Genomic DNA, 21679 nt, shown 5'->3' with positions numbered 1-21679 from the left:
ATGAATCCGTTGGTGTATTTTTCCAGCTCGTCGGAGAACACCCACCGTTTTGTCGGAAAGTTGGCACTCCCGGCAATACGCATTCCCATTGCGGGGGCGCGGGAAAAGTTACGGGTGGAGCAGCCCTATATCTTGTTGGTACCCAGTTATGGCGGTGGCAGCCCGGTCGGGGCGGTGCCTATTCAGGTCATTAGATTTCTGAATGATCCCCATAACCGCTCATTAATTCGCGGTGTTATTGCTGCGGGTAACACTAATTTTGGCGACGCCTATTGCCTGGCGGGGAAAATTATCTCCCAAAAATGTCAGGTTCCTTATCTGTATCGTTTTGAACTACTGGGTACAGCAGAAGATGTGGCAAACGTTCGCAAGGGAGTAACTGAATTTTGGCAACGACAAAACTGAAAATCACCCATCCATCCAACAGTGACCTGGACTATCACTCACTGAATGCGATGTTGAACCTCTATGATGCCGACGGGCGTATCCAGTTTGATAAAGACCGCCTGGCTGCACGGCAATATTTCTTGCAACACGTTAATCAAAACACCGTGTTCTTCCATAATTTACAGGAAAAACTCGATTATCTGGTTGAAGAAAGCTATTACGAGAAAGAGGTGCTGGAGAGGTATGATTTCAGCTTTATCAAGAGCTTATTCCAACAAGCTTACAGTAAAAAATTTCGCTTCCCAACCTTCCTTGGCGCGTTTAAATACTACACCAGCTATACCCTGAAAACTTTTGATGGCAAACGCTATCTGGAGCGCTATGAAGACCGTGTTTGTATGGTTGCCCTAACATTAGCCGCCGGTCATCAACAAGTTGCACGAGATTTAGTCGAAGAAATCATCTCTGGCCGCTTCCAACCGGCCACCCCCACTTTCCTCAATTGCGGCAAGAAACAGCGCGGTGAATTAGTTTCCTGCTTCTTGTTGCGCATTGAAGACAATATGGAGTCCATTGGCCGCTCCATTAACTCGGCGCTGCAATTATCTAAGCGCGGCGGCGGTGTCGCTTTCCTGCTGACCAATATTCGCGAAGTGGGTGCGCCGATTAAACGCATTGAAAATCAATCATCTGGCGTCATTCCCATTATGAAAATGCTGGAAGATGCTTTTTCCTATGCCAATCAATTAGGGGCTCGCCAAGGTGCCGGGGCGGTCTATCTCCATGCCCATCACCCTGATATTTTGCGTTTTCTTGATACCAAACGCGAAAATGCCGATGAAAAAATACGCATTAAAACTTTGTCATTGGGAGTGGTTATACCGGATATCACTTTTGAGTTGGCGAAGAATAATGAAGAAATGTACCTGTTCTCTCCTTATGACGTAGAACAGATTTACGGCGTCCCTATGTCGGAAATCAGTGTCAGCGAAAAATACCGCGAGATGGTTGATGACAAGCGTATCCGAAAAAGCAAAATCAAAGCGCGTGAGTTTTTCCAAATTCTGGCAGAGATCCAATTTGAGTCCGGTTATCCTTATATGATGTTTGAGGACACCGTGAACCGCGCCAATCCGATCAAAGGCCGGATCAATATGAGTAACTTGTGTTCAGAGATTTTGCAGGTTAATTCACCAACTGAATACAATGACGACCTTAGTTATCGCCATATTGGTAAGGATATCTCCTGTAATCTTGGTTCGCTGAATATTGCCCACACCATGGATTCACCAGACTTTGGTAAATCGATTGAAACCGCCATTCGCGGGCTAACGGCGGTCTCTGATATGAGTAATATCCGCTCAGTGCCATCAATTGAAAAAGGTAATCAGGAATCCCATGCCATTGGCCTGGGGCAAATGAACTTGCACGGCTATCTAGCGCGCGAACGTATTTTTTATGGCTCAGAAGAAGCATTAGACTTCACCAATATCTACTTCTATACCGTGGCCTACCACGCCATTCGCGCCTCCAACCAGTTGGCGATAGAACGCGGCAGCTACTTTAAAGGTTTCGACGAGTCGGCTTATGCTTCGGGCCACTATTTTACTAAATATATAGAACAAAGCTGGCAGCCTAAAACAGCCAAAGTGCGCGCACTGTTTGCCGACGCAGGAATTTCCGTTCCAAATCAACAGGATTGGGCAGATTTGCGCCAGTCAGTGATGGTGCACGGAATTTATAACCAAAACTTACAAGCAGTGCCCCCGACGGGATCTATTTCGTATATCAATCACTCGACATCCAGCATCCACCCGATTGTCTCCCCAATTGAGATCCGCAAAGAGGGCAAGATTGGCCGCGTGTATTATCCCGCACCTTATATGACTAACGATAATCTTGAATATTATCAGGATGCTTATCAGATAGGGCCGGAGAAAATTATCGATACCTATGCTGAAGCTACCCAGCATGTTGATCAAGGGCTGTCACTGACCCTGTTCTTCCGCGATACCGCCACGACCCGCGATATCAATAAAGCGCAGATATATGCTTGGAAGAAAGGGATTAAAACCATTTATTACATCCGACTGCGTCAGATGGCGCTCGAGGGCACGGAAGTTGAAGGTTGTGTTTCCTGCTCATTGTAATAAATAAAATGGCTAATAAGGAAGTGATGATATGAGTGCAACAAAAATAATAAAACACGTTAGCGCCATCAATTGGAATAAAATTGAAGACGATAAAGATCTGGAAGTCTGGAACCGCCTGACGGCTAATTTTTGGTTGCCGGAAAAAGTCCCACTATCCAATGATATTCCCTCTTGGGCCAAACTAACTGCCGAGGAGCAACAGCTGACTATCCGCGTTTTTACCGGCCTGACGCTGCTTGATACGATTCAAAATACCTTGGGCGCACCAGCGCTGATCAAAGACGCAATCACTCCCCATGAAGAAGCGGTATTTTCCAACATCAGCTTTATGGAGGCGGTGCATGCCCGCTCTTATAGCTCTATATTTTCTACCCTTTGTTCAACACCTGATGTAGACGAGGCTTACCGCTGGAGTGAGGAAAATAACTCGCTACAAAAGAAAGCCCATATTATCCTCGAGCATTATAATAATGACGACCCTCTGAAGAAGAAAATTGCCAGTGTATTTCTGGAATCATTTCTATTCTATTCTGGTTTCTATTTACCTATGTATTGGTCAAGCCGCGCCAGATTAACCAATACCGCCGACCTGATTCGGTTAATAATTCGCGATGAGGCTGTTCACGGCTATTATATCGGCTATAAATTCCAGAAAGGATTAGAGAAAGTTGATATTAGTCGCCGCCAAGAGATAAAGAATTTTGCCTATAATTTGCTGCAAGATTTATATGACAATGAAGTGCGCTATACCGCAGACCTTTATGATGGTGTCGGCTGGACAGAGGATGTCAAAAAATTCCTCCATTACAATGCAAATAAAGCATTAATGAATTTAGGTTATGAAGCCTTATTTCCAGCAGATCAGGCCAATGTCAACCCGGCTATTTTGGCGGCATTATCACCCAATGCTGATGAGAATCACGATTTCTTTTCCGGCTCTGGATCATCATATGTTATCGGTAAAGCAGTCAATACTGAGGACGAAGACTGGGATTTCTAAGCTTTCTTAACTTGCACATTCTCCCCTTTTCATTCGCACGACAAAGGGGAGATTCCGCCCCACTTGCCGTTATGATTAACTGGCCCGATTCAGCAGCCAAAACCTAAATTCTCATTGAGTGCCCTATTCGGCTACAGGCCAGAGTATCAGGGGGATTCAGCGCCGTTACCTCAGGAAATAACCCCCTTAATAATATTGGAAGTATATTGCCGATATATGAACAATATTTACTCTATTAACTTTCAAATTAGCCATTAGGCTCATCAGTCATATTAGGTAATTCATCAAACGTCAAAAACCACAATATTAACGCAAGTAAATTAACAGGTTAAAAAGATATATATTGACATGATGAGCATCTCACAATTGATTATAAGAACATTGAGGGTTGTCTCAGATTCTCATTGTGTTAGGGTATATGGCGCTCTATTTTTTCATCAGGATAATATTGATCGAATAAACATAATTTAAAATTTACAGAGGAATACACCAACTGCATGGCAATTAAACTCGAAGTAAAGAATTTATATAAAATATTTGGTGAGCATCCAGATCGCGCTTTTAAACTACTTGAATCAGGTAAGAATAAAGAGCAGATATTTGCCAAAACTGGTTTGTCCGTTGGCGTTAAAGATGCCAATCTGGCCATTGAAGAAGGCGAGATATTCGTCATCATGGGGTTATCCGGTTCCGGTAAATCCACCCTGGTACGCCTTCTCAATCGTCTGATAGAACCCACCCGCGGTGAAGTGCTGATCGACGGCGAAGATATTGCCAAAATATCTGATAGCGCCCTGCGCACCGTACGCCGTAATAAGATAAGCATGGTCTTCCAATCCTTTGCCTTAATGCCCCATATGAATGTGCTGGATAACACCGCATTCGGTATGGAGTTAGCCGGCGTCCCGCAACAGGAACGTCACGAAAAAGCCTTGGAAGCATTACGTCAGGTGAGTCTGGAAAACTACGCGTATTCTTATCCCGATGAGTTGTCCGGTGGCATGCGCCAGCGCGTGGGTTTAGCCCGCGCCATGGCCAACAACCCCGATATTCTGTTAATGGATGAGGCTTTCTCAGCACTCGACCCCTTAATCCGTACCGAAATGCAAGATGAGCTGGTCAAATTACAGGCCAAACATCAGCGCACTATCGTCTTTATCTCTCATGACCTGGACGAAGCCATGCGCATTGGCGATCGCATCGCCATTATGCAGGGCGGTGAAGTGGTGCAAGTCGGAACGCCGGATGAGATCTTGAATAACCCGGCCAATGACTATGTACGCACCTTCTTCCGTGGCGTCGACATCAGCCACGTCTTCAGTGCTAAAGATATCGCGCGCCGCCGCCCGGTGTCCTTGATCCGCAAAACACCGGGTTTCGGCCCGCGTTCGGCATTAAAACTGCTTCAGGATGAAGACCGCGATTACGGCTATGTGCTGGAGCGCGGGCAGAAGTTTATCGGCGTGGTATCGATCGATTCACTGAAAAAGGCATTGGCAGAGAACCAATCACTGGATAGCGCCTTATTGGCCGATCCGGCACCGGTTCCCGCCGACATGCCCCTCAGTGAGCTGATTTCATTGGTTGCACAGGCCCCGTGCGCGGTTCCTGTGGTCGGTGAGAACAGCAGTTATATCGGTATTATTTCCAAAGCCATGCTGTTGCATGCCTTAGATAAGGAGACGCCAAATGAGTAATCAAATCCAAAGCGGCACCCCCGTAGACAGCAATCCATGGGCGACAGCTGCACCGGTAGCAACCGACTCTGCCCCTCAGACCCTGTCAGCGGCGGCTGACCCATGGGGAGCCAGCATGGCCGAGGGTAGCCAGCGCGCCGCCAATGCAGGCCACGAGGTTGCTTCTCAGGCCGTGCAGAGCCAAGCTGCACAAAGTACCGATTGGCTGAATAGCGCGCCCGCGGCCACTCCTGAACATTTCAGTCTGATGGACCCATTCCATAACACTTGGGTGCCACTGGATTCGTGGGTTACTCAGGGTATTGACTGGGTGGTACTGCATTTCCGCCCGCTGTTCCAAGGTATTCGCGTGCCGGTTGATTTTATTCTCAGCGGCTTCCAACACCTGTTACTGGGCATGCCTGCACCGGTGGCGATTCTGGTTTTCGCCCTGATTGCGTGGCAGTTTTCTACCTTAGGGATGGGCGTAGCGACATTGGTCTCCCTGATTGCTATCGGCGCTATTGGCGCATGGTCGCAAGCTATGGTGACACTGGCGCTGGTTCTGACCTCGCTGTTCTTCTGTATCCTTATCGGACTGCCGCTCGGGATATGGCTGGCACGTAGCAATAACGCCGCCCGAATTATTCGCCCGCTACTGGATGCGATGCAAACCACACCGGCTTTCGTCTATCTGGTGCCCATTGTCATGCTGTTTGGTATTGGTAATGTGCCCGGCGTAGTGGTGACGATTATCTTTGCCCTGCCGCCCATCGTCCGTCTGACTATCTTGGGTATCAAGCAGGTGCCGGAAGACCTCATTGAAGCCGCTGAATCCTTCGGCGCCAATCCGCGCCAATTATTGTTCAAAGTACAGTTACCACTGGCGATGCCGACCATCATGGCGGGTGTCAACCAAACCTTAATGCTCGCATTGTCGATGGTGGTTATTGCTTCAATGATTGCGGTAGGGGGCTTGGGCCAAATGGTACTGCGCGGTATTGGTCGCCTTGATATGGGGCTAGCCGCTGTCGGTGGTGTCGGTATCGTGATTCTGGCGATTATCCTCGACCGTCTGACTCAATCATTAGGCCGTGACCGCCGCAGCAAAGGCATTGGCCGCTGGTATGCCACCGGCCCTATCGGGCTTATCACCAAACCATTTTTAAATACCAAATAATTTCAATTCATTACACTAAAATTATACCCAAAGTCATTGGCGCTGCGGCAAGGCAGCAAGTGAGTAAATCCCGATGAGCTTACATCAGTAAGTGATTCGGGTGCGCGAGCGCCGCTAACACAGCAGCAGTGTCATGGACAAAGGGGATAGGGGAAAATTATGCGTAAGACCGGAGTTTGGGTATTAGCCCTCACCACACTGATCAGCACTCAGTTATCCGCCGCAGAATTACCGGGCAAAGGCGTTACTGTCCAACCACTGCAAAGCACCATTTCGGAAGAAACCTTCCAGACCTCACTGGTCAATAAAGCGCTGGAGAAGCTCGGTTACGACGTCCAGCCCACCAAAGAAGTGGATTACAATGTCGCTTACTCTTCCATTGCCGCAGGCGATGCCACTTATTTGGCGGTAAACTGGGATCCGCTACATAATGACCAATATGCGGCCGCCGGTGGCGATGCTAAGTTCTACCGTCAGGGTAACTTTATTGAAGGGCTGGCGCAGGGGTATTTGATTGACAAAAAAACCGCCGATAAATACCACATCACCAATATTGAGCAGCTAAAAGATCCGAAAATCGCCAAATTGTTTGATGCAAATAATGACGGCAAGGCCGATCTCACTGGCTGTAATCCAGGTTGGGGTTGTGAAGCCCCGATTAACCACCAAATCCAAGCTTATGGCCTAAGCGACACGGTAACCCATAATCAGGGTAACTATGCCGCGATGATTGCCGATACCATCACGCGCTACAAAGAAGGCAAGCCAATTCTGTATTACACTTGGACGCCGTATTGGGTCAGTGACGTGCTGGTTCCCGGCCGTGATGTGGTGTGGTTACAGGTGCCATTCTCTTCCCTGCCGGATAAGACTATCGACACCCAGCTTTCTAATGGTGCGAACTACGGCTTCCCGCCGAGTGTGATGCATATCGTCGCCAACAAAAAGTGGGCCGAAGCTAACCCTGCTGCCGCCAAGTTGTTCTCCATCATGAAACTATCCATTAATGATGTGAATGCCCAGAACATGCGGATGCATGCCGGTGAATCTTCAGATGCCGATATTGAACGCCATGTGAATGGTTGGATCCAATCTCATCAGGCAACCTTTGATGGCTGGGTGAAAACTGCTGCTGAAGCCGGTAATGCGAAAGTTACGCAGTAAATTCTAAATGGGTTTATTGATCTGTAACCCAAGGGGGAAGTTCTATTATTTTGCCCCCTGCGGCTTCAAGTGCCAAGGGTATACCCAAAGTAATTGGAGTTGCAGGTAGGCAGCAAGCGAATGCATCCCAATGAGCTTACTCAAGTAAGTGATTTGGGTAAGTGAGCGTAGCTAACACCCCTGCGGCTTCAAGTGCCAAGGGTATACCCAAAGTAATTGGAGTTGCAGGTAGGCAGCAAGCGAATGCATCCCAATGAGTTTACTCAAGTAAGTGATTTGGGTAAGTGAGCGTAGCTAACACCCCTGCGGCTTCAAGTACGAAGGGTATAGATACAACGAAGCCCTGAGTTAGCAATAACTCAGGGCTTCTGAATGTTGGCGGTGCGGACGGGACTCGAACCCGCGACCCCCGGCGTGACAGGCCGGTATTCTAACCGACTGAACTACCGCACCACGCTGCTGTTCCGGTTAAGAACGACTCGAATATTACGGATGCAATGCAATCTCGTCAATACTTTTTCCAGTAAAATAAGCCGTTTGCACAGTTTTCCATCTGGATGCCGTTTTATTCTGCATTCGCACTGTCTTCTGTCTCCAGCGGCATGCGCCATAAACAACTACCGCCCTTTTTCATCACCAAATCCAGACGAGATTCATGAGCGGCTATTTCCTCTTCAGCAGCATAAATTATTTTCAACCCAGATGCTGGGCGAGTAATGCGCAGGATGTCGTCTGAGGAATTATTCTGCGACTGATCACCCTCCATTGAAAAAGAAAGTGACGTCTGGCCGCCGGTCATCGCCAGATAAACTTCCGCCAAAATTTCGGCATCGAGTAACGCGCCGTGCAATGTCCGCTTGGTATTGTCTATCAGGTAGCGGTCACACAGCGCATCAAGGTTATTTCGTTTGCCGGGGAACAGGCGGCGCGCCAGCAACAAGCTGTCAGTGATGGTGCAGAAAGTTTCCGTTTTCGGAATGTCCTGCTGCAACATGCGGAATTCATAATCCATAAAGCCGATATCAAACGCCGCGTTATGGATGACTAACTCAGCGCCACGGATAAACTCAAGAAACTCCGGCGCTATATCTGCAAAAGTAGGCTTATCCGCCAAAAACTCATCACTGATACCATGGATACCGTAAGCTTCTGGGTCTACCAGCCGGTCAGGTTTGATATAAACATGGAAATTTCTGCCGGTCAGACGGCGGTTGATCACTTCAACGGCACCGATCTCAATAATCTTATGGCCTTCATAATGAACGCCCAGCTTATTCATACCGGTGGTTTCAGTATCCAGAACAATCTGTCGGGTCGGTGTAACTTGCATATTGCCAGTGCTCATAGCGCTCGTTTATGTCAGACTTAACGTTTAAACAGATAGGAAGAGTCTACCAGAGATGACTAAACAGGTAGAAATTTTCACCGATGGATCTTGCCTTGGCAATCCTGGCCCCGGTGGTTACGGCGCAATTTTGCGTTACAAGCAACATGAAAAAACCTTTAGCGCTGGCTATTTCCTGACTACAAACAACCGCATGGAGCTGATGGCCGCTATCGTAGCATTGGAGGCGTTGACCTCACCTTGCGAAGTCACACTCAGCACTGACAGCCAATATGTGCGCCAGGGGATTACTCAGTGGATTCATAACTGGAAAAAGCGCGGCTGGAAAACCACTGACCGCAAACCGGTGCGTAATGTCGATTTATGGCAACGCCTTGATTTGGCTATCCAAACTCACGTAATTCAATGGGAGTGGGTCAAAGGCCATGCCGGTCATCCAGAAAACGAACGCTGCGATGAATTGGCGCGCGAAGGCGCAAATTCACCGACGATGGAAGATACCGGGTATATTCCTAATTAATACGTCACTGCCAACTCAGGGTTGATCACGATAGCTTTTGGTAGCGCCTACTGCCCGGCTGAACCAGGGTTTACGTGCGCCAAACTTCATCGGATTAAACGTCAATGGGATAGTGCGTTTACGAGCAACAATCAAGCTGACACAACCCAAGGCTGGCAGATGGGTGCTGATAAAGCGCCCACCTTCTTTATGCCACGGCAACACATGAAAACGCGACAGATGTAAAACTTCATAATTCAGCAAACTCAACCAGTCCAACAAGCGCATCTGAGTAAACATGCGGCTAACATGGGGTTGTCGCTGGCGCAATAATGGCACCAGTTTCCCAGCGCCTAGTAGACTCATGGGGTTAAAGTTGCTGATAACCAGCCAGCCGTCATCAATCAGCACCCGATCCACCTCACGTAAAATACGGTGCGGATCAGCGGCATAGGCTAAAGTATGGGACAGTAAGCAAGCATCCACAGATTTCTCAGCAAAAGGTAACTGATATGGGCTGGCAAGCACCTGCATATTCTTGCCCTGCGCCCCCACATTCACCTGATGGGAGATTGCGCATTTATCGCTAGCAATTTCAGCGCTTAAATGGCCTATCTTCAATAAATGGAAACCAAAGAATTTCGGCCACCAGGGCTGCAATTGCTGCTCAATCGCCGCACGATAATACTCTCCCCAAGGTAACTCAGCCCAAGATGCGGGTGCATCGATCTTTTGGCGTATTTGTGCTGGTTTCATGTTTTAACGTCTTCTTTCAAACTGTTGCCAATAAAAGAGGTATCTAATGAATCTTATCAGCATTCCGGCATTTCAAGACAATTACATTTGGTTATTGGCTGACGAACAAAAACACTGTGTCATTGTGGACCCCGGAGAATCAGCTCCCGTGCTGGCAGCTCTGAGCCAAGGCCAGTACCTTCCTCAAGCCATATTATTGACCCATCACCATAATGATCACGTCGGTGGAGTCGCAGATTTACGCCGCCATTACCCCGATATTCCAGTCTATGGGCCACAAGAAACCGCGAATAAGGGTGCGACAATTATTGTAAATGGGGGTGATAACCTGACCATTAGCGGCCAAAAATACCAAGTTATTGCCGTTCCTGGCCACACACTTGGACATATCGCATACTACAGCAAACCTTATCTTTTCTGTGGTGATACGCTATTTTCCGCGGGCTGTGGCAGGCTATTTGAAGGCACTCCAGCGCAAATGTACAAGTCTATTCAACAGCTCGCGCAACTCCCTGACGAAACCTTAATTTGCAGCGCGCATGAATATACTCTCGCGAATCTTAAGTTTGCCCGTTTTATTCTGCCATTAGACAAAGACATTGCTACATATCAGCATGAAATCATGCAATTACGGGCAAAAGATCGACCTAGTTTACCCGTAAAATTGCAAATTGAGAGGAAAATTAATGTTTTCTTACGTTGTGATGACATTGATTTACAAAGGAAAATAGGCGCAATGTCACCGCCAGAGTCGCTTGTCTCAGTTTTTTCCGAATTACGTGCACAGAAAGACCGTTTCTGAGCTTTTAGTTGTGTTTTTTATCGAAGCAAAGTATGATTGCTCGTCTTTTAAGCAACTACATTGACACACACATGAAGACCAAAGCGATATTTCTCGCCTCAGTCTTGCTTGTTGGGTGCCAGACGTCCAAGACGGGCGTTCAGGCTCCTGTACAGCATGCACAGAGTTTGTCTTCGGCAGGTCAAGAAAGTGAAGCAGGAGAGTACACAAATAGCGCCCGAGAGGGTAGCGCGCGATGGCTGGATAGTGACAGTGGCCTCGCGCAGCAAGATTTGTGGAACTTCATTAGCGACGAGCTGAAGATGAAGGTTCCGGAAAATTCTCGGATCCGTGAACAGAAACAAAAATACTTAAAAAATAAGAGCTATCTCCACGATGTAACATTACGGGCAGAGCCGTACATGTACCTGATAGTCGAGCAAATTAAGAAACGTAATATGCCGATGGAGCTGGTACTGCTACCCATAGTGGAGAGCGCTTTTGACCCACACGCGACATCATCCGCCAACGCCGCAGGGCTGTGGCAGATAGTGCCAAGTACCGGTCGAAATTATGGCTTGAAACAAAACCAATGGTATGACGGCCGCAGAGATGTGGTGGCGTCTACCAAAGCAGCGCTTGATATAATGGAGCGCCTGAACAAGATGTTTGACGGTGACTGGTTGTTAACAGTCGCTGCCTATAACAGCGGTGAAGGCAGAGTTATGCAAGCGGTGAAAGCAAATAAGGCAAAGGGTAAACCGACGAACTTTTGGGCATTGTCGCTTCCTCGTGAAACGTCAATTTATGTTCCAAAAATGCTGGCCTTGGGTGATTTAATCAAGAACAGCAAAAAGTACGGTATAAACTTGCCTGACACCGACAAAGACCGTGCATTAGCGCGCGTTGATGTTGGTCAGCAGATAGAGCTAACTCAGGCGGCTGAGATGGCGGGGATGTCACTGACAAAGTTGAAATCCTTTAATTCTGGGTATAAGCGCAATGTAACGGCACCAGCTGGACACGGTCCTCGTTATATTATGTTGCCGAAATCCCATGCTGAGCAGCTTAAAGATTCATTGGCAGATACTGATATTGCCGCAGTTCAACCAACCAAGTTGGCACAGAACAGCACAAAATCAGCATCAAACTCGCAGTATAAAGTTCGCCCCGGCGACACCTTATCTACGATAGCCAAGCGGTTGAATATCAAGACCAGCGATTTGCAGAGTTGGAACAACTTACATGCCAAGAGCACCTTAAAAGTTGGGCAAACCCTGCAACTGGCAAGCAATACAACTAGCAGCAACAGCATCACCTATCAAGTTCGTAAAGGTGATTCTTTTGCCAGTATTGCCAAGCGTCACGGTGTAAACACCGACGATGTGATGCGATGGAATTCGGTAGTCAGCAAAGCTAATAAATTGCTGCCAGGTTTGAACTTGACGCTGTTCGTTAACGGCAAATCAACCCCGGACGCATAAAGTCAGAATCGCTATTAAAGCTGTTAAAAAGCACCCTTAGGGGTGCTTTTTTTATGGCCGAAACTCAACCAGAAGCGGATTATGATCAGAAGCTCGCGTCACTAATACCGAGGCATCTGCCAGCGTAAGGCCGCGGTAAAAAACGAAATCGAGAGGCTTACCAAAAGCGCGGCTACGATTATCTGTAGGAAACTCAACTTCTTCCAAACCCGAACCTTGAGCAAAACACTGTAATGCGTTAACCCGCTGGCGACTCCAGGCATTGAAATCCCCAGCCAGAATAACCGGGCCACGGTGCATAGCTATTTGCTCTCCAATCGGCTCTAACTGTTTACTGTAAACATCGACACCAAGACTGAAATTCACAGCATGAATATTCACGACCATCAATAATCGGCCATCATGAATGGGATAAACAGTGACTAGTGCCGACTTAGACAAGCGCAGCAGTGGTTCTCGCTCTCGCAATGGGCAACAGTAGACTGGGTGAGTGGCCGCTAACGTCATCACGCCAGAGGGGTGCTGAGGTAGCGCAAAGGCTGGAACCTGATCTGCCGCTTGATAATGGGACGTAGCAAACCTCACCAGCTCGGGTGTTGTTTGTGCTTCTTGCAGTAGCATCAGTTGCGCATCACGCCCGAACTCTTTGAGCACAGACAGCCATTCAGCCCGCTGTTGCTTAAAGATATTCCACACCATCACCCGTAGAAATTCCGTGGTCGGCAAAGGGGTGCCTGGAGGTAACCCTTGCCCCAATAATTTAGTAGAGCCAGGGAAAATCTGTTCAACCGGTTGACCTGCAACATACCGCATTGCATATGTTCGTTTCGGCACTTTGATGGCCTATTCCTTATTCGAAATCACTCTGGCTTGTAAGATAACCGCAGTGGATAGTTCACTGATTATACGCTCAGATGTTCCGGTCAGTAATGTCTTTTACCTATATTGCTTTTTTGATATTGGGATGCTCAAGGATAGATTCAATCTATGTTATTCATAATGCACTAATAAGACTTCTATTAACAAAGAAGCCCGCAAGGCGCTGGTGAATCCCCAGAAAAAAGGACAGGCATAGAGAAAATATGATCTACTGATTGTGCAACCAATTCAGCGAGATCAACTCTATGCCTGCCCGTAAAGTATGCCAGAACTTTTTCCGGGGCGCTTTAGCCCCGTTTCATCAATATCGTCAAAATGCCCTGATTGATGCAACCGTTGCATTGACGCGTGGCGCTTCTCTGACCCTGACCAGTATCGGACGCCATCTGCCGGGAACCGCTCAGGTAAAACACAAGATAAAACGGGTTGACCGGCTGTTAGGTAATACGGCTCTTCACCATGACATCCCTCTGATATTTCGTAATATTACTTCGTTACTTACGCGCCGACTTCCCTGGTGTGTTATTGCTGTTGACTGGAGTGGTTATCCCTCACAGGCATTCCACGTCTTACGCGCCAGCCTGATTTGTGATGGTCGTTCCATCCCGTTAATGAGCCAAATTGTTCCCTCGCATAACCAACAGAATGCATTGATACAAAAAGAGTTCCTGAATTCTATCGCCACCGCTATTGCGCCTGATAAAAAGGTGCTCATCGTCACTGACGCCGGTTTTCAAAATGCCTGGTTTCACCATATTAAATCATTGGGTTGGGATTTTATCGGGCGAGTCAGAGGCAATATCCAGCTCCGGCTGGATAAAAAAGGTGAGCACTGGTTCAGACGGCAGGAATTATCGGCCAGTGGCCAACCTGAATATCTGGGGCCGGGGACACTCGCACGTGCAGAATATGCCCGCTGTGATGGTCACTTTTACTTGCATAAAAAGGAACCCAAAGGGCGGCAGAATAAACGTGCCCGTTGCCGGATATCTCGCTATTCGCAAGAGCGGGACGGACGCGCCGCAGCAAAAGAACCGTGGCTTATCTTTAGCAGTACAGAGAGTTTAAACCACGTGAAGTCATGAAGTTATACAGTCGCAGGATGCAGATAGAGCAGAATTTTCGCGATGAGAAAAGTGAACGTTTTGGCTTTGGGCTTCGCGCCAGTCACAGCCGCACAGCGGGGCGTATACTGATGTTAAGTCTTCTGGCAACGTTAAGCACGGCAGTATTATGGTTACTTGGCTATCATGCTGAAAATAAAGGGTTACATCTGAGGTATCAGGCTAACAGCCTTAAGTCACGACGGGTTATATCTTATCTGACATTAGCGGAGAATATCTTGCGACACTCTCCGCTAATTTTAACGCGAACAGCACTGGATGCAGTTCTTAATCACCTCGCCAAAACCTACCGAAGTATGGTGTTGGTTTATTAGCGCTGAATTAGTGGGGATCCCTCAGCGCAAGGCGGGCTTAATGTGGAAACTAGTTTGTAGCAACCTGACTTGAGTGTTTTTTATCCAGCTCACCACTTAGTCTTACCAGTAATAATGCAGCGATGACGATAACTCCACCGATCCATGGTGTCTGCGCTAAACCAACTCGAGTAACCGCCTGCCCACCAAGAATTGACCCTAACGCAATACCTATGTTAAATGCTGCGATATTCAAACCAGAGGCGATATCAACCGCATATGGTGTATATTCCTCCGCCTTTTGCACCACATAAACCTGTAAACCGGGGACATTACCGAAAGCGAAAATCCCCATAATTAGCAAGGTAATCAGTGCTGCAACACTGTGGTTGGCACTGAACTGGAAAACAAATAACAAACCAGCCAATGCAGTAAAAATAAAGCTCAAAGCAGGCACTGCGCCATAGCGATCGGCCAGTTTCCCCCCCCAGATATTACCAAACACGACTGACACCCCATACGCCAACAAAATCCAGCTCACAGCGGCAGCCGAGAAGCCAGCCAACTCTTGCATGACCGGAGCAAGGAAAGTAAACATGGCAAAGAAACCGCCGTATCCTAATGCCGTAATAGCATAAATCAACAATAAACGTGGGTGGGTAACTACCTGAAACTGTTGTTTTATCGTGGCTGAAGCTTTATTGGGAATATTACTTGGCACCAAAATAGCACTGGCGATAATGGCAATAATCCCAATCAGTGATACTGCAAGAAAAGTTTCACGCCAGCCAAAATACTGCCCAATGAATGTCCCTAATGGAACCCCAGTCACCAGTGCTACAGTCAAGCCGCCAAACATAATAGCGATAGCCGAGGCGGCCTTCTCTTTGGGCACCAGACTGGTTGCAATAGTCGACCCTATTGAGAAAAATACCCCGTGCGCCAAGCCGGTTAATAAACGAGCGATAACCAATGATTCATAACCCGGTGATTGCCATGCTAATAAGTTGCCTAACGTGAACAAAACCATAAGACCAATCAATAACATTTTACGCGGAATTCGCCCTGTTAATGCAGTCAGCACCGGAGCACCAATCGCCACCCCCAATGCGTAAATTGAGACTAATAAACCGGCGGAAGGGACAGAAACGCCCAGTTGTTCGGCGATCGTCGGCACCAATCCGACAATAACAAATTCTGTGGTACCAATAGCGAATGCACTGATGGTCAGTGCCAGTAAAGCGAGCGGCATTATCGACTCCAGAAAACAGTTAATGAAAAACAAGTCAATTTGATAGCGGCTATTATGTGCCTATGTTTAAATGACAAAAATGCTCAAAATATCAAAATATTTTTGCTGGAGTGGCAACAATGAAAGCAAACTCAGATGAACTGATTACCTTTGTAACAGTGGTGGAATGTGGCAGCTTCAGCCGTGCAGCAGAGCAGCTTGAACAAGCAAATTCAGTAGTAAGCCGAACAGTAAAGAAGTTGGAGAATAAGCTGGGTGTCACTTTACTCAATCGCACCACTAGGCAAATCAGTCTGACTCAAGAAGGTGAGCACTATTTTCGGCGGGTACAAAATATTTTGCGTGAGATGGCGACAGCAGAGAATGAAATCCTAGATAATCAATTGAATCCTAAAGGATTACTTCGTATTGATGCCTCTACTCCAGTAGTACTGCATATTATCGCGCCATTGATGGCTGAGTTTCGTCAGCGCTATCCTTTGGTGACTTTATCGCTGGTTTCATCTGAAACATTCATCAATCTTATCGAGAGAAAAGTAGATATTGCTATCAGGGTGGGGACTTTACAGGACTCAACTTTGCGAGCCAGAAAACTAATGACCAGTTATCGCCATATTCTGGCCTCACCGGCATACTTGAAGCAGCATGGTACGCCACAGACAGTAGCGGATTTACAGTATCATTTATGCTTAGGGTTTAATGACTTACCCGCATTAAATCGCTGGCCTTTAGCTGGAGCTGATGGGCAACTTTATGAAATTAATTCAGATTTGACATCAAATAATGGAGAAACTCAGCGCCGCCTGTGTCTTGAGGGGAATGGTATTGCCTGCCTATCAGATTTCATGATCCAGCAGGATCTACAACGTGGAGATTTGATACCGATACTTCAAGAGCACACTTTGCCAGTCGCAATGCCGATTAATGCCGTGTATTACAGTGACCAGGCTGTCAGTAATCGGCTGCGCTGTTTTATTGATTTTATCAATGATCGCCTGATATCAATCAGCTCTACAAAATAAAAAACCACCCCATGTGAGGTGGCTCAGTTTATTGCTGTAGTTAGTCCCACTTTGGTGCCAGACCATCAGGGCTAACCAAACGCTCCTCGCGATCTAGCGTAGCAATTAGCGCCATATCTTCTGCGCTTAGGTGTAAATCACGAGCTAACAGATTGCTGGCTAAATTAGCCACTTTCGTTGATGAAGGAATAACACTGTAGCCCAATTGCATTGCCCAGCTTAAAATAACCTGTGCAGGTGTAGCACCGCACTGCTCAGCAATGGTCTTGATGATCGGCTCTTCTAATGCCTTGCCATAAGCCAATGTCATATAAGAAGTTATTGCAATGCCATTTATCTGAGCGAACTCAACAACCTTACGGTTTTGCAATAATGGGGATAATTCAATTTGGTTAGTTGCGATTTCCTCAGCCCCCACTGCTGCTATAGCCTGCCGCATTAAATCAATGGTGAAGTTAGAGATACCAATCTGGCGCGTTAATCCCAATTCTTTGGCTTTCATTAGCTCAGCCATAGACTCAGCAACAGAGACTTCATCATTTGGTGACGGCCAGTGAATCAATGTTAAATCTACATAATCAGTTTTCAGCTTCTGTAAACTCTCTTGCAGGCTTGGAATTAATTTCCCTTGCGCTAAATTCGCCACCCAAATCTTGGTCGTGATAAACAACTCATCACGTTTTACCCCACTTTCTGCGATAGCTTGACCAACTGCAGCTTCATTTTCATATATTTGTGCTGTATCGATTGCACGATAACCTAATTTCAATGCTTGGTTAACTGAATCTATAACCACTTGATCTTGAAGACGAAAAGTTCCAAGCCCGAATACAGGTATGCTCATTATCATTCCTTATTTTTTTGATGGTAAGTGTATCTTGAAAAGTAATTAAGAATTTTCATGCCGTCGTAAATCATGGGGCTGATGAAAAACTAAATTAATTATGACAAGAGTTTTACCAACAAAAAATGGGGTATTAAGCATAATACTTATGATTATAAATCAAATATCACACTCAATAAGCTAAATGTATTCAGTTAAACGGAGTTATGTGGCCATTGCATAAGTGGGATATTCAGTGACTAAGATAAGAGAATACTTAGGAGTGGAAATCTAGAGAGGAAGAGGCAAAAAATATTAACAACTGTTGGAATGCAAAAAGACCCTGAATCTAGGATTCAGGGTCTTTGCAATAAGTGGCGGAACGGACGGGGCTCGAACCCGCGACCCCCTGCGTGACAGGCAGGTATTCTAACCAACTGAACTACCGCTCCACCGATTCTTTTACGTGTATCTTCCCGATACTTACCCTCTACAGGGCCAGCGCTCCGCGCTATGCAAAACCGCCTTTGGCGATTTTGTTAGTCACCAGATGTCATTCTGATAACTCGTGTTTGATGCCTGGCAGTGTCCTACTCTCGCATGGGGAGACCCCACACTACCATCGGCGCTACGGCGTTTCACTTCTGAGTTCGGCATGGAGTCAGGTGGGTCCACCGCGCTATGGCCGCCAGGCAAATTCTGTTTCAATTAACCCGCTATGCAATATCACACAGCCAGCTAATCCAATCTCGGAACTTCGCTGAAAATCTTAATTTCTCTCAAATCACCAAAACACCTTCGGTGTTGTAAGGTTAAGCCTCACGGATCATTAGTACTGGTTAGCTCAATGCATCGCTGCACTTACACACCCAGCCTATCAACGTCATAGTCTTTAACGTTCCTTCAGGGGGCTTAAAGCCCCAGGGAAGACTCATCTCGAGGCAAGTTTCCCGCTTAGATGCTTTCAGCGGTTATCTCTTCCGAATTTAGCTACCGGGCAATGCCATTGGCATGACAACCCGAACACCAGTGATTCGTCCACTCCGGTCCTCTCGTACTAGGAGCAGCCCCTCTCAATCTTCCAACGCCCACGGCAGATAGGGACCGAACTGTCTCACGACGTTCTAAACCCAGCTCGCGTACCACTTTAAATGGCGAACAGCCATACCCTTGGGACCTACTTCAGCCCCAGGATGTGATGAGCCGACATCGAGGTGCCAAACACCGCCGTCGATATGAACTCTTGGGCGGTATCAGCCTGTTATCCCCGGAGTACCTTTTATCCGTTGAGCGATGGCCCTTCCATTCAGAACCACCGGATCACTAAGACCTACTTTCGTACCTGCTCGAGCCGTCACTCTCGCAGTCAAGCTAGCTTATGCCTTTGCACTAACCTCACGATGTCCGACCGTGATTAGCTAACCTTCGTGCTCCTCCGTTACTCTTTGGGAGGAGACCGCCCCAGTCAAACTACCCACCAGACACTGTCCTCACCCCGGATTACGGGGCCGAGTTAGAACATCAAACATTAAAGGGTGGTATTTCAAGGTTGGCTCCATGCAGACTGGCGTCCACACTTCAATGCCTCCCACCTATCCTACACATCAAGGCTCAATGTTCAGTGTCAAGCTATAGTAAAGGTTCACGGGGTCTTTCCGTCTTGCCGCGGGTACACTGCATCTTCACAGCGAGTTCAATTTCACTGAGTCTCGGGTGGAGACAGCCTGGCCATCATTACGCCATTCGTGCAGGTCGGAACTTACCCGACAAGGAATTTCGCTACCTTAGGACCGTTATAGTTACGGCCGCCGTTTACTGGGGCTTCGATCAAGAGCTTCGCCTTGCGGCTGACCCCATCAATTAACCTTCCAGCACCGGGCAGGCGTCACACCGTATACGTCCACTTTCGTGTTTGCACAGTGCTGTGTTTTTATTAAACAGTTGCAGCCAGCTGGTATCTGCGACTGGCTTCGGCGCCGGGAGCAAGTCCCTTTACCTAATGCCAGCGTGCCTTCTCCCGAAGTTACGGCACCATTTTGCCTAGTTCCTTCACCCGAGTTCTCTCAAGCGCCTGAGTATTCTCTACCTGACCACCTGTGTCGGTTTGGGGTACGATTTAATGTTACCTGATGCTTAGAGGCTTTTCCTGGAAGCTTGGCATCAACTACTTCACCACCGTAGTGGCTCGTCATCACACCTCAGCGTTGATAAGCAACCGGATTTACCAAGTCGCTCCGCCTACATGCTTAAACCGGGACAACCGTCGCCCGGCTAGCCTAGCCTTCTCCGTCCCCCCTTCGCAGTAACACCAAGTACAGGAATATTAACCTGTTTCCCATCGACTACGCTTTTCAGCCTCGCCTTAGGGGTCGACTCACCCTGCCCCGATTAACGTTGGACAGGAACCCTTGGTCTTCCGGCGTGCGGGTTTTTCACCCGCATTATCGTTACTTATGTCAGCATTCGCACTTCTGATACCTCCAGCAACCCTCACAGGTCACCTTCAACGGCTTACAGAACGCTCCCCTACCCAACAACACCTGAGTGTCGCTGCCGCAGCTTCGGTGCATGGTTTAGCCCCGTTACATCTTCCGCGCAGGCCGACTCGACCAGTGAGCTATTACGCTTTCTTTAAATGATGGCTGCTTCTAAGCCAACATCCTGGCTGTCTATGCCTTCCCACATCGTTTCCCACTTAACCATGACTTTGGGACCTTAGCTGGCGGTCTGGGTTGTTTCCCTCTTCACGACGGACGTTAGCACCCGCCGTGTGTCTCCCGTGATAACATTCTTCGGTATTCGGAGTTTGCATCGGTTTGGTAAGCCGGGATGGCCCCCTAGCCGAAACAGTGCTCTACCCCCGAAGATGAGTTCACGAGGCGCTACCTAAATAGCTTTCGGGGAGAACCAGCTATCTCCCGGTTTGATTGGCCTTTCACCCCCAGCCACAAGTCATCCGCTAATTTTTCAACATTAGTCGGTTCGGTCCTCCAGTTAGTGTTACCCAACCTTCAACCTGCCCATGGCTAGATCACCGGGTTTCGGGTCTATACCTTGCAACTAGACGCCCAGTTAAGACTCGGTTTCCCTACGGCTCCCCTATTCGGTTAACCTTGCTACAAAATATAAGTCGCTGACCCATTATACAAAAGGTACGCAGTCACACCACGAAGGTGCTCCCACTGCTTGTACGTACACGGTTTCAGGTTCTATTTCACTCCCCTCGCCGGGGTTCTTTTCGCCTTTCCCTCACGGTACTGGTTCACTATCGGTCAGTCAGGAGTATTTAGCCTTGGAGGATGGTCCCCCCATATTCAGACAGGATGTCACGTGTCCCGCCCTACTCATCGAGTTCACAGCAAGTGTGTTTTTGTGTACGGGAGTATCACCCTGTACCCTGCGACTTTCCAGACGCTTCCACTAACACACAAACTGATTCAGACTCTGGGCTCCTCCCCGTTCGCTCGCCGCTACTAGGGGAATCTCGGTTGATTTCTTTTCCTCGGGGTACTTAGATGTTTCAGTTCCCCCGGTTCGCCTTGCATGGCTATGTATTCACCATGCAATAGTGCAACGAATTGCACTGGGTTTCCCCATTCGGGTATCGTCGGTTATAACGGTTCATATCACCTTACCGACGCTTTTCGCAGATTAGCACGCCCTTCATCGCCTCTGACTGCCTAGGCATCCACCGTGTACGCTTAGTCGCTTAACCTCACAACCCGAAGGTGTCTTTGCAGACAACTTGCATTGCGATTATTTGAGAGACTCTAATACAGGTTAATCCTTATCTCAGTACATCTACGGAGAGATAAGTTTCAGCTGTATTGTTTCAATTTTCAGCTTGTTCCAGATTGTTAA

The 21679-nt window shown here is 47.7% G+C and carries 15 protein-coding genes, 2 tRNA genes, 2 rRNA genes and 1 pseudogene; 11 read left to right on the top strand and 9 right to left on the bottom strand.

Features of this window, described 5'->3' with window-relative positions:
• The 6 genes from nrdI (at nt 1) to proX (ending at nt 7560) form a co-directional block, all read left to right on the top strand.
• Nucleotides 1–405, top strand: coding sequence for a class Ib ribonucleoside-diphosphate reductase assembly flavoprotein NrdI (nrdI, locus tag DXZ79_RS04885; protein ID WP_038635747.1), 405 nt, complete (start codon nt 1–3; stop codon nt 403–405).
• Nucleotides 387–2537, top strand: coding sequence for a class 1b ribonucleoside-diphosphate reductase subunit alpha (gene nrdE, locus DXZ79_RS04880; protein ID WP_038635750.1), 2151 nt, complete (start codon nt 387–389; stop codon nt 2535–2537). Before nrdI ends, nrdE begins: the two co-directional genes overlap by 19 nt.
• Nucleotides 2538–2568: 31 nt before the next feature.
• Entirely contained in the window at nt 2569–3540 is a 972-nt protein-coding gene (nrdF, locus tag DXZ79_RS04875) for a class 1b ribonucleoside-diphosphate reductase subunit beta (protein ID WP_038635753.1), read from the top strand.
• A gap of 497 nt (nt 3541–4037) precedes the next feature.
• The gene (gene proV / locus DXZ79_RS04870; RefSeq protein WP_038635756.1) at nt 4038–5237 is read left to right on the top strand and encodes a glycine betaine/L-proline ABC transporter ATP-binding protein ProV; all 1200 of its coding nucleotides are present in this window, start codon (nt 4038–4040) and stop codon (nt 5235–5237) included.
• The gene (proW, locus tag DXZ79_RS04865; protein WP_038635758.1) at nt 5230–6396 is read left to right on the top strand and encodes a glycine betaine/L-proline ABC transporter permease ProW; all 1167 of its coding nucleotides are present in this window, start codon (nt 5230–5232) and stop codon (nt 6394–6396) included. The genes proV and proW overlap by 8 nt, the downstream gene beginning before the upstream one ends.
• Before the next feature lie 159 nt (nt 6397–6555).
• Nucleotides 6556–7560, top strand: coding sequence for a glycine betaine/L-proline ABC transporter substrate-binding protein ProX (gene proX / locus DXZ79_RS04860; RefSeq protein WP_038635760.1), 1005 nt, complete (start codon nt 6556–6558; stop codon nt 7558–7560).
• 376 nt (nt 7561–7936) lie between these two features.
• Here the strand turns inward: proX and DXZ79_RS04855 are convergent.
• Together DXZ79_RS04855 and dnaQ are read right to left on the bottom strand one after the other, a co-directional pair.
• Nucleotides 7937–8013: transfer RNA gene (locus tag DXZ79_RS04855), tRNA-Asp, on the bottom strand.
• Nucleotides 8014–8125: 112 nt separating this feature from the next.
• Complete coding sequence (gene dnaQ / locus DXZ79_RS04850; protein ID WP_038635763.1) at nt 8126–8890, bottom strand: DNA polymerase III subunit epsilon; 765 nt, start codon at nt 8888–8890, stop codon at nt 8126–8128.
• A 70-nt stretch (nt 8891–8960) separates the two neighbouring features.
• Here dnaQ and rnhA point away from each other — a divergent pair, with 70 nt between their 5' ends.
• Nucleotides 8961–9425 carry a ribonuclease HI gene (gene rnhA / locus DXZ79_RS04845; protein ID WP_004390359.1) on the top strand — a complete coding sequence of 155 codons (465 nt, stop codon included), beginning with the start codon at nt 8961–8963 and terminating at the stop codon, nt 9423–9425.
• Between the two features lie 15 nt (nt 9426–9440).
• On the opposite strand, the gene DXZ79_RS04840 is transcribed toward rnhA, so the two are convergent.
• A complete protein-coding gene (locus DXZ79_RS04840) occupies nt 9441–10160 on the bottom strand; it encodes a class I SAM-dependent methyltransferase (RefSeq protein ID WP_050292481.1) in 720 nt (239 codons plus the stop codon).
• A 46-nt stretch (nt 10161–10206) separates the two neighbouring features.
• On the opposite strand from DXZ79_RS04840, the gene gloB reads away from it, so the two are divergent.
• Nucleotides 10207–10962 carry a hydroxyacylglutathione hydrolase gene (gloB, locus tag DXZ79_RS04835; protein ID WP_038635770.1) on the top strand — a complete coding sequence of 252 codons (756 nt, stop codon included), beginning with the start codon at nt 10207–10209 and terminating at the stop codon, nt 10960–10962.
• Nucleotides 10963–11033: 71 nt separating this feature from the next.
• Nucleotides 11034–12425: a murein transglycosylase D gene (mltD, locus tag DXZ79_RS04830; RefSeq protein ID WP_038635772.1), complete on the top strand. Its 1392-nt coding sequence runs from the start codon at nt 11034–11036 to the stop codon at nt 12423–12425.
• A gap of 51 nt (nt 12426–12476) precedes the next feature.
• On the opposite strand, the gene DXZ79_RS04825 is transcribed toward mltD, so the two are convergent.
• Nucleotides 12477–13238 (bottom strand): endonuclease/exonuclease/phosphatase family protein, encoded by a 762-nt coding sequence (locus DXZ79_RS04825; protein ID WP_038635774.1) that lies wholly within the window; start codon nt 13236–13238, stop codon nt 12477–12479.
• A 311-nt stretch (nt 13239–13549) separates the two neighbouring features.
• Here DXZ79_RS04825 and DXZ79_RS04820 point away from each other — a divergent pair.
• A pseudogene (locus DXZ79_RS04820) lies at nt 13550–14742 on the top strand (IS4 family transposase).
• A 49-nt stretch (nt 14743–14791) separates the two neighbouring features.
• On the opposite strand, the gene DXZ79_RS04815 reads toward DXZ79_RS04820, so the two are convergent.
• A complete protein-coding gene (locus tag DXZ79_RS04815) occupies nt 14792–15973 on the bottom strand; it encodes an MFS transporter (protein ID WP_038635777.1) in 1182 nt (393 codons plus the stop codon).
• 119 nt (nt 15974–16092) lie between these two features.
• Between DXZ79_RS04815 and yafC the strand changes: the two genes are divergently transcribed.
• Complete coding sequence (gene yafC / locus DXZ79_RS04810) at nt 16093–16995, top strand: DNA-binding transcriptional regulator YafC (protein ID WP_038635781.1); 903 nt, start codon at nt 16093–16095, stop codon at nt 16993–16995.
• A gap of 40 nt (nt 16996–17035) precedes the next feature.
• Here yafC and dkgB read toward each other — a convergent pair whose 3' ends face one another.
• From dkgB to DXZ79_RS04790, 4 genes are all read right to left on the bottom strand, one after another.
• Complete coding sequence (gene dkgB, locus DXZ79_RS04805) at nt 17036–17839, bottom strand: 2,5-didehydrogluconate reductase DkgB (protein WP_038635784.1); 804 nt, start codon at nt 17837–17839, stop codon at nt 17036–17038.
• A 354-nt stretch (nt 17840–18193) separates the two neighbouring features.
• Nucleotides 18194–18270, bottom strand: a tRNA-Asp gene (locus DXZ79_RS04800).
• Between the two features lie 125 nt (nt 18271–18395).
• Nucleotides 18396–18511: ribosomal RNA gene (rrf, locus tag DXZ79_RS04795) — 5S ribosomal RNA — on the bottom strand.
• Nucleotides 18512–18626: 115 nt separating this feature from the next.
• Nucleotides 18627–21533: ribosomal RNA gene (locus DXZ79_RS04790) — 23S ribosomal RNA — on the bottom strand.
• Nucleotides 21534–21679 lie beyond the last annotated feature (146 nt).

The organism is Yersinia rochesterensis (assembly GCF_003600645.1).
GTDB lineage: Bacteria > Pseudomonadota > Gammaproteobacteria > Enterobacterales > Enterobacteriaceae > Yersinia > Yersinia rochesterensis.
The sequence above is the reverse complement of the archived record's forward strand: the minus strand, read 5'-3'. Positions and strand labels throughout refer to the sequence as shown.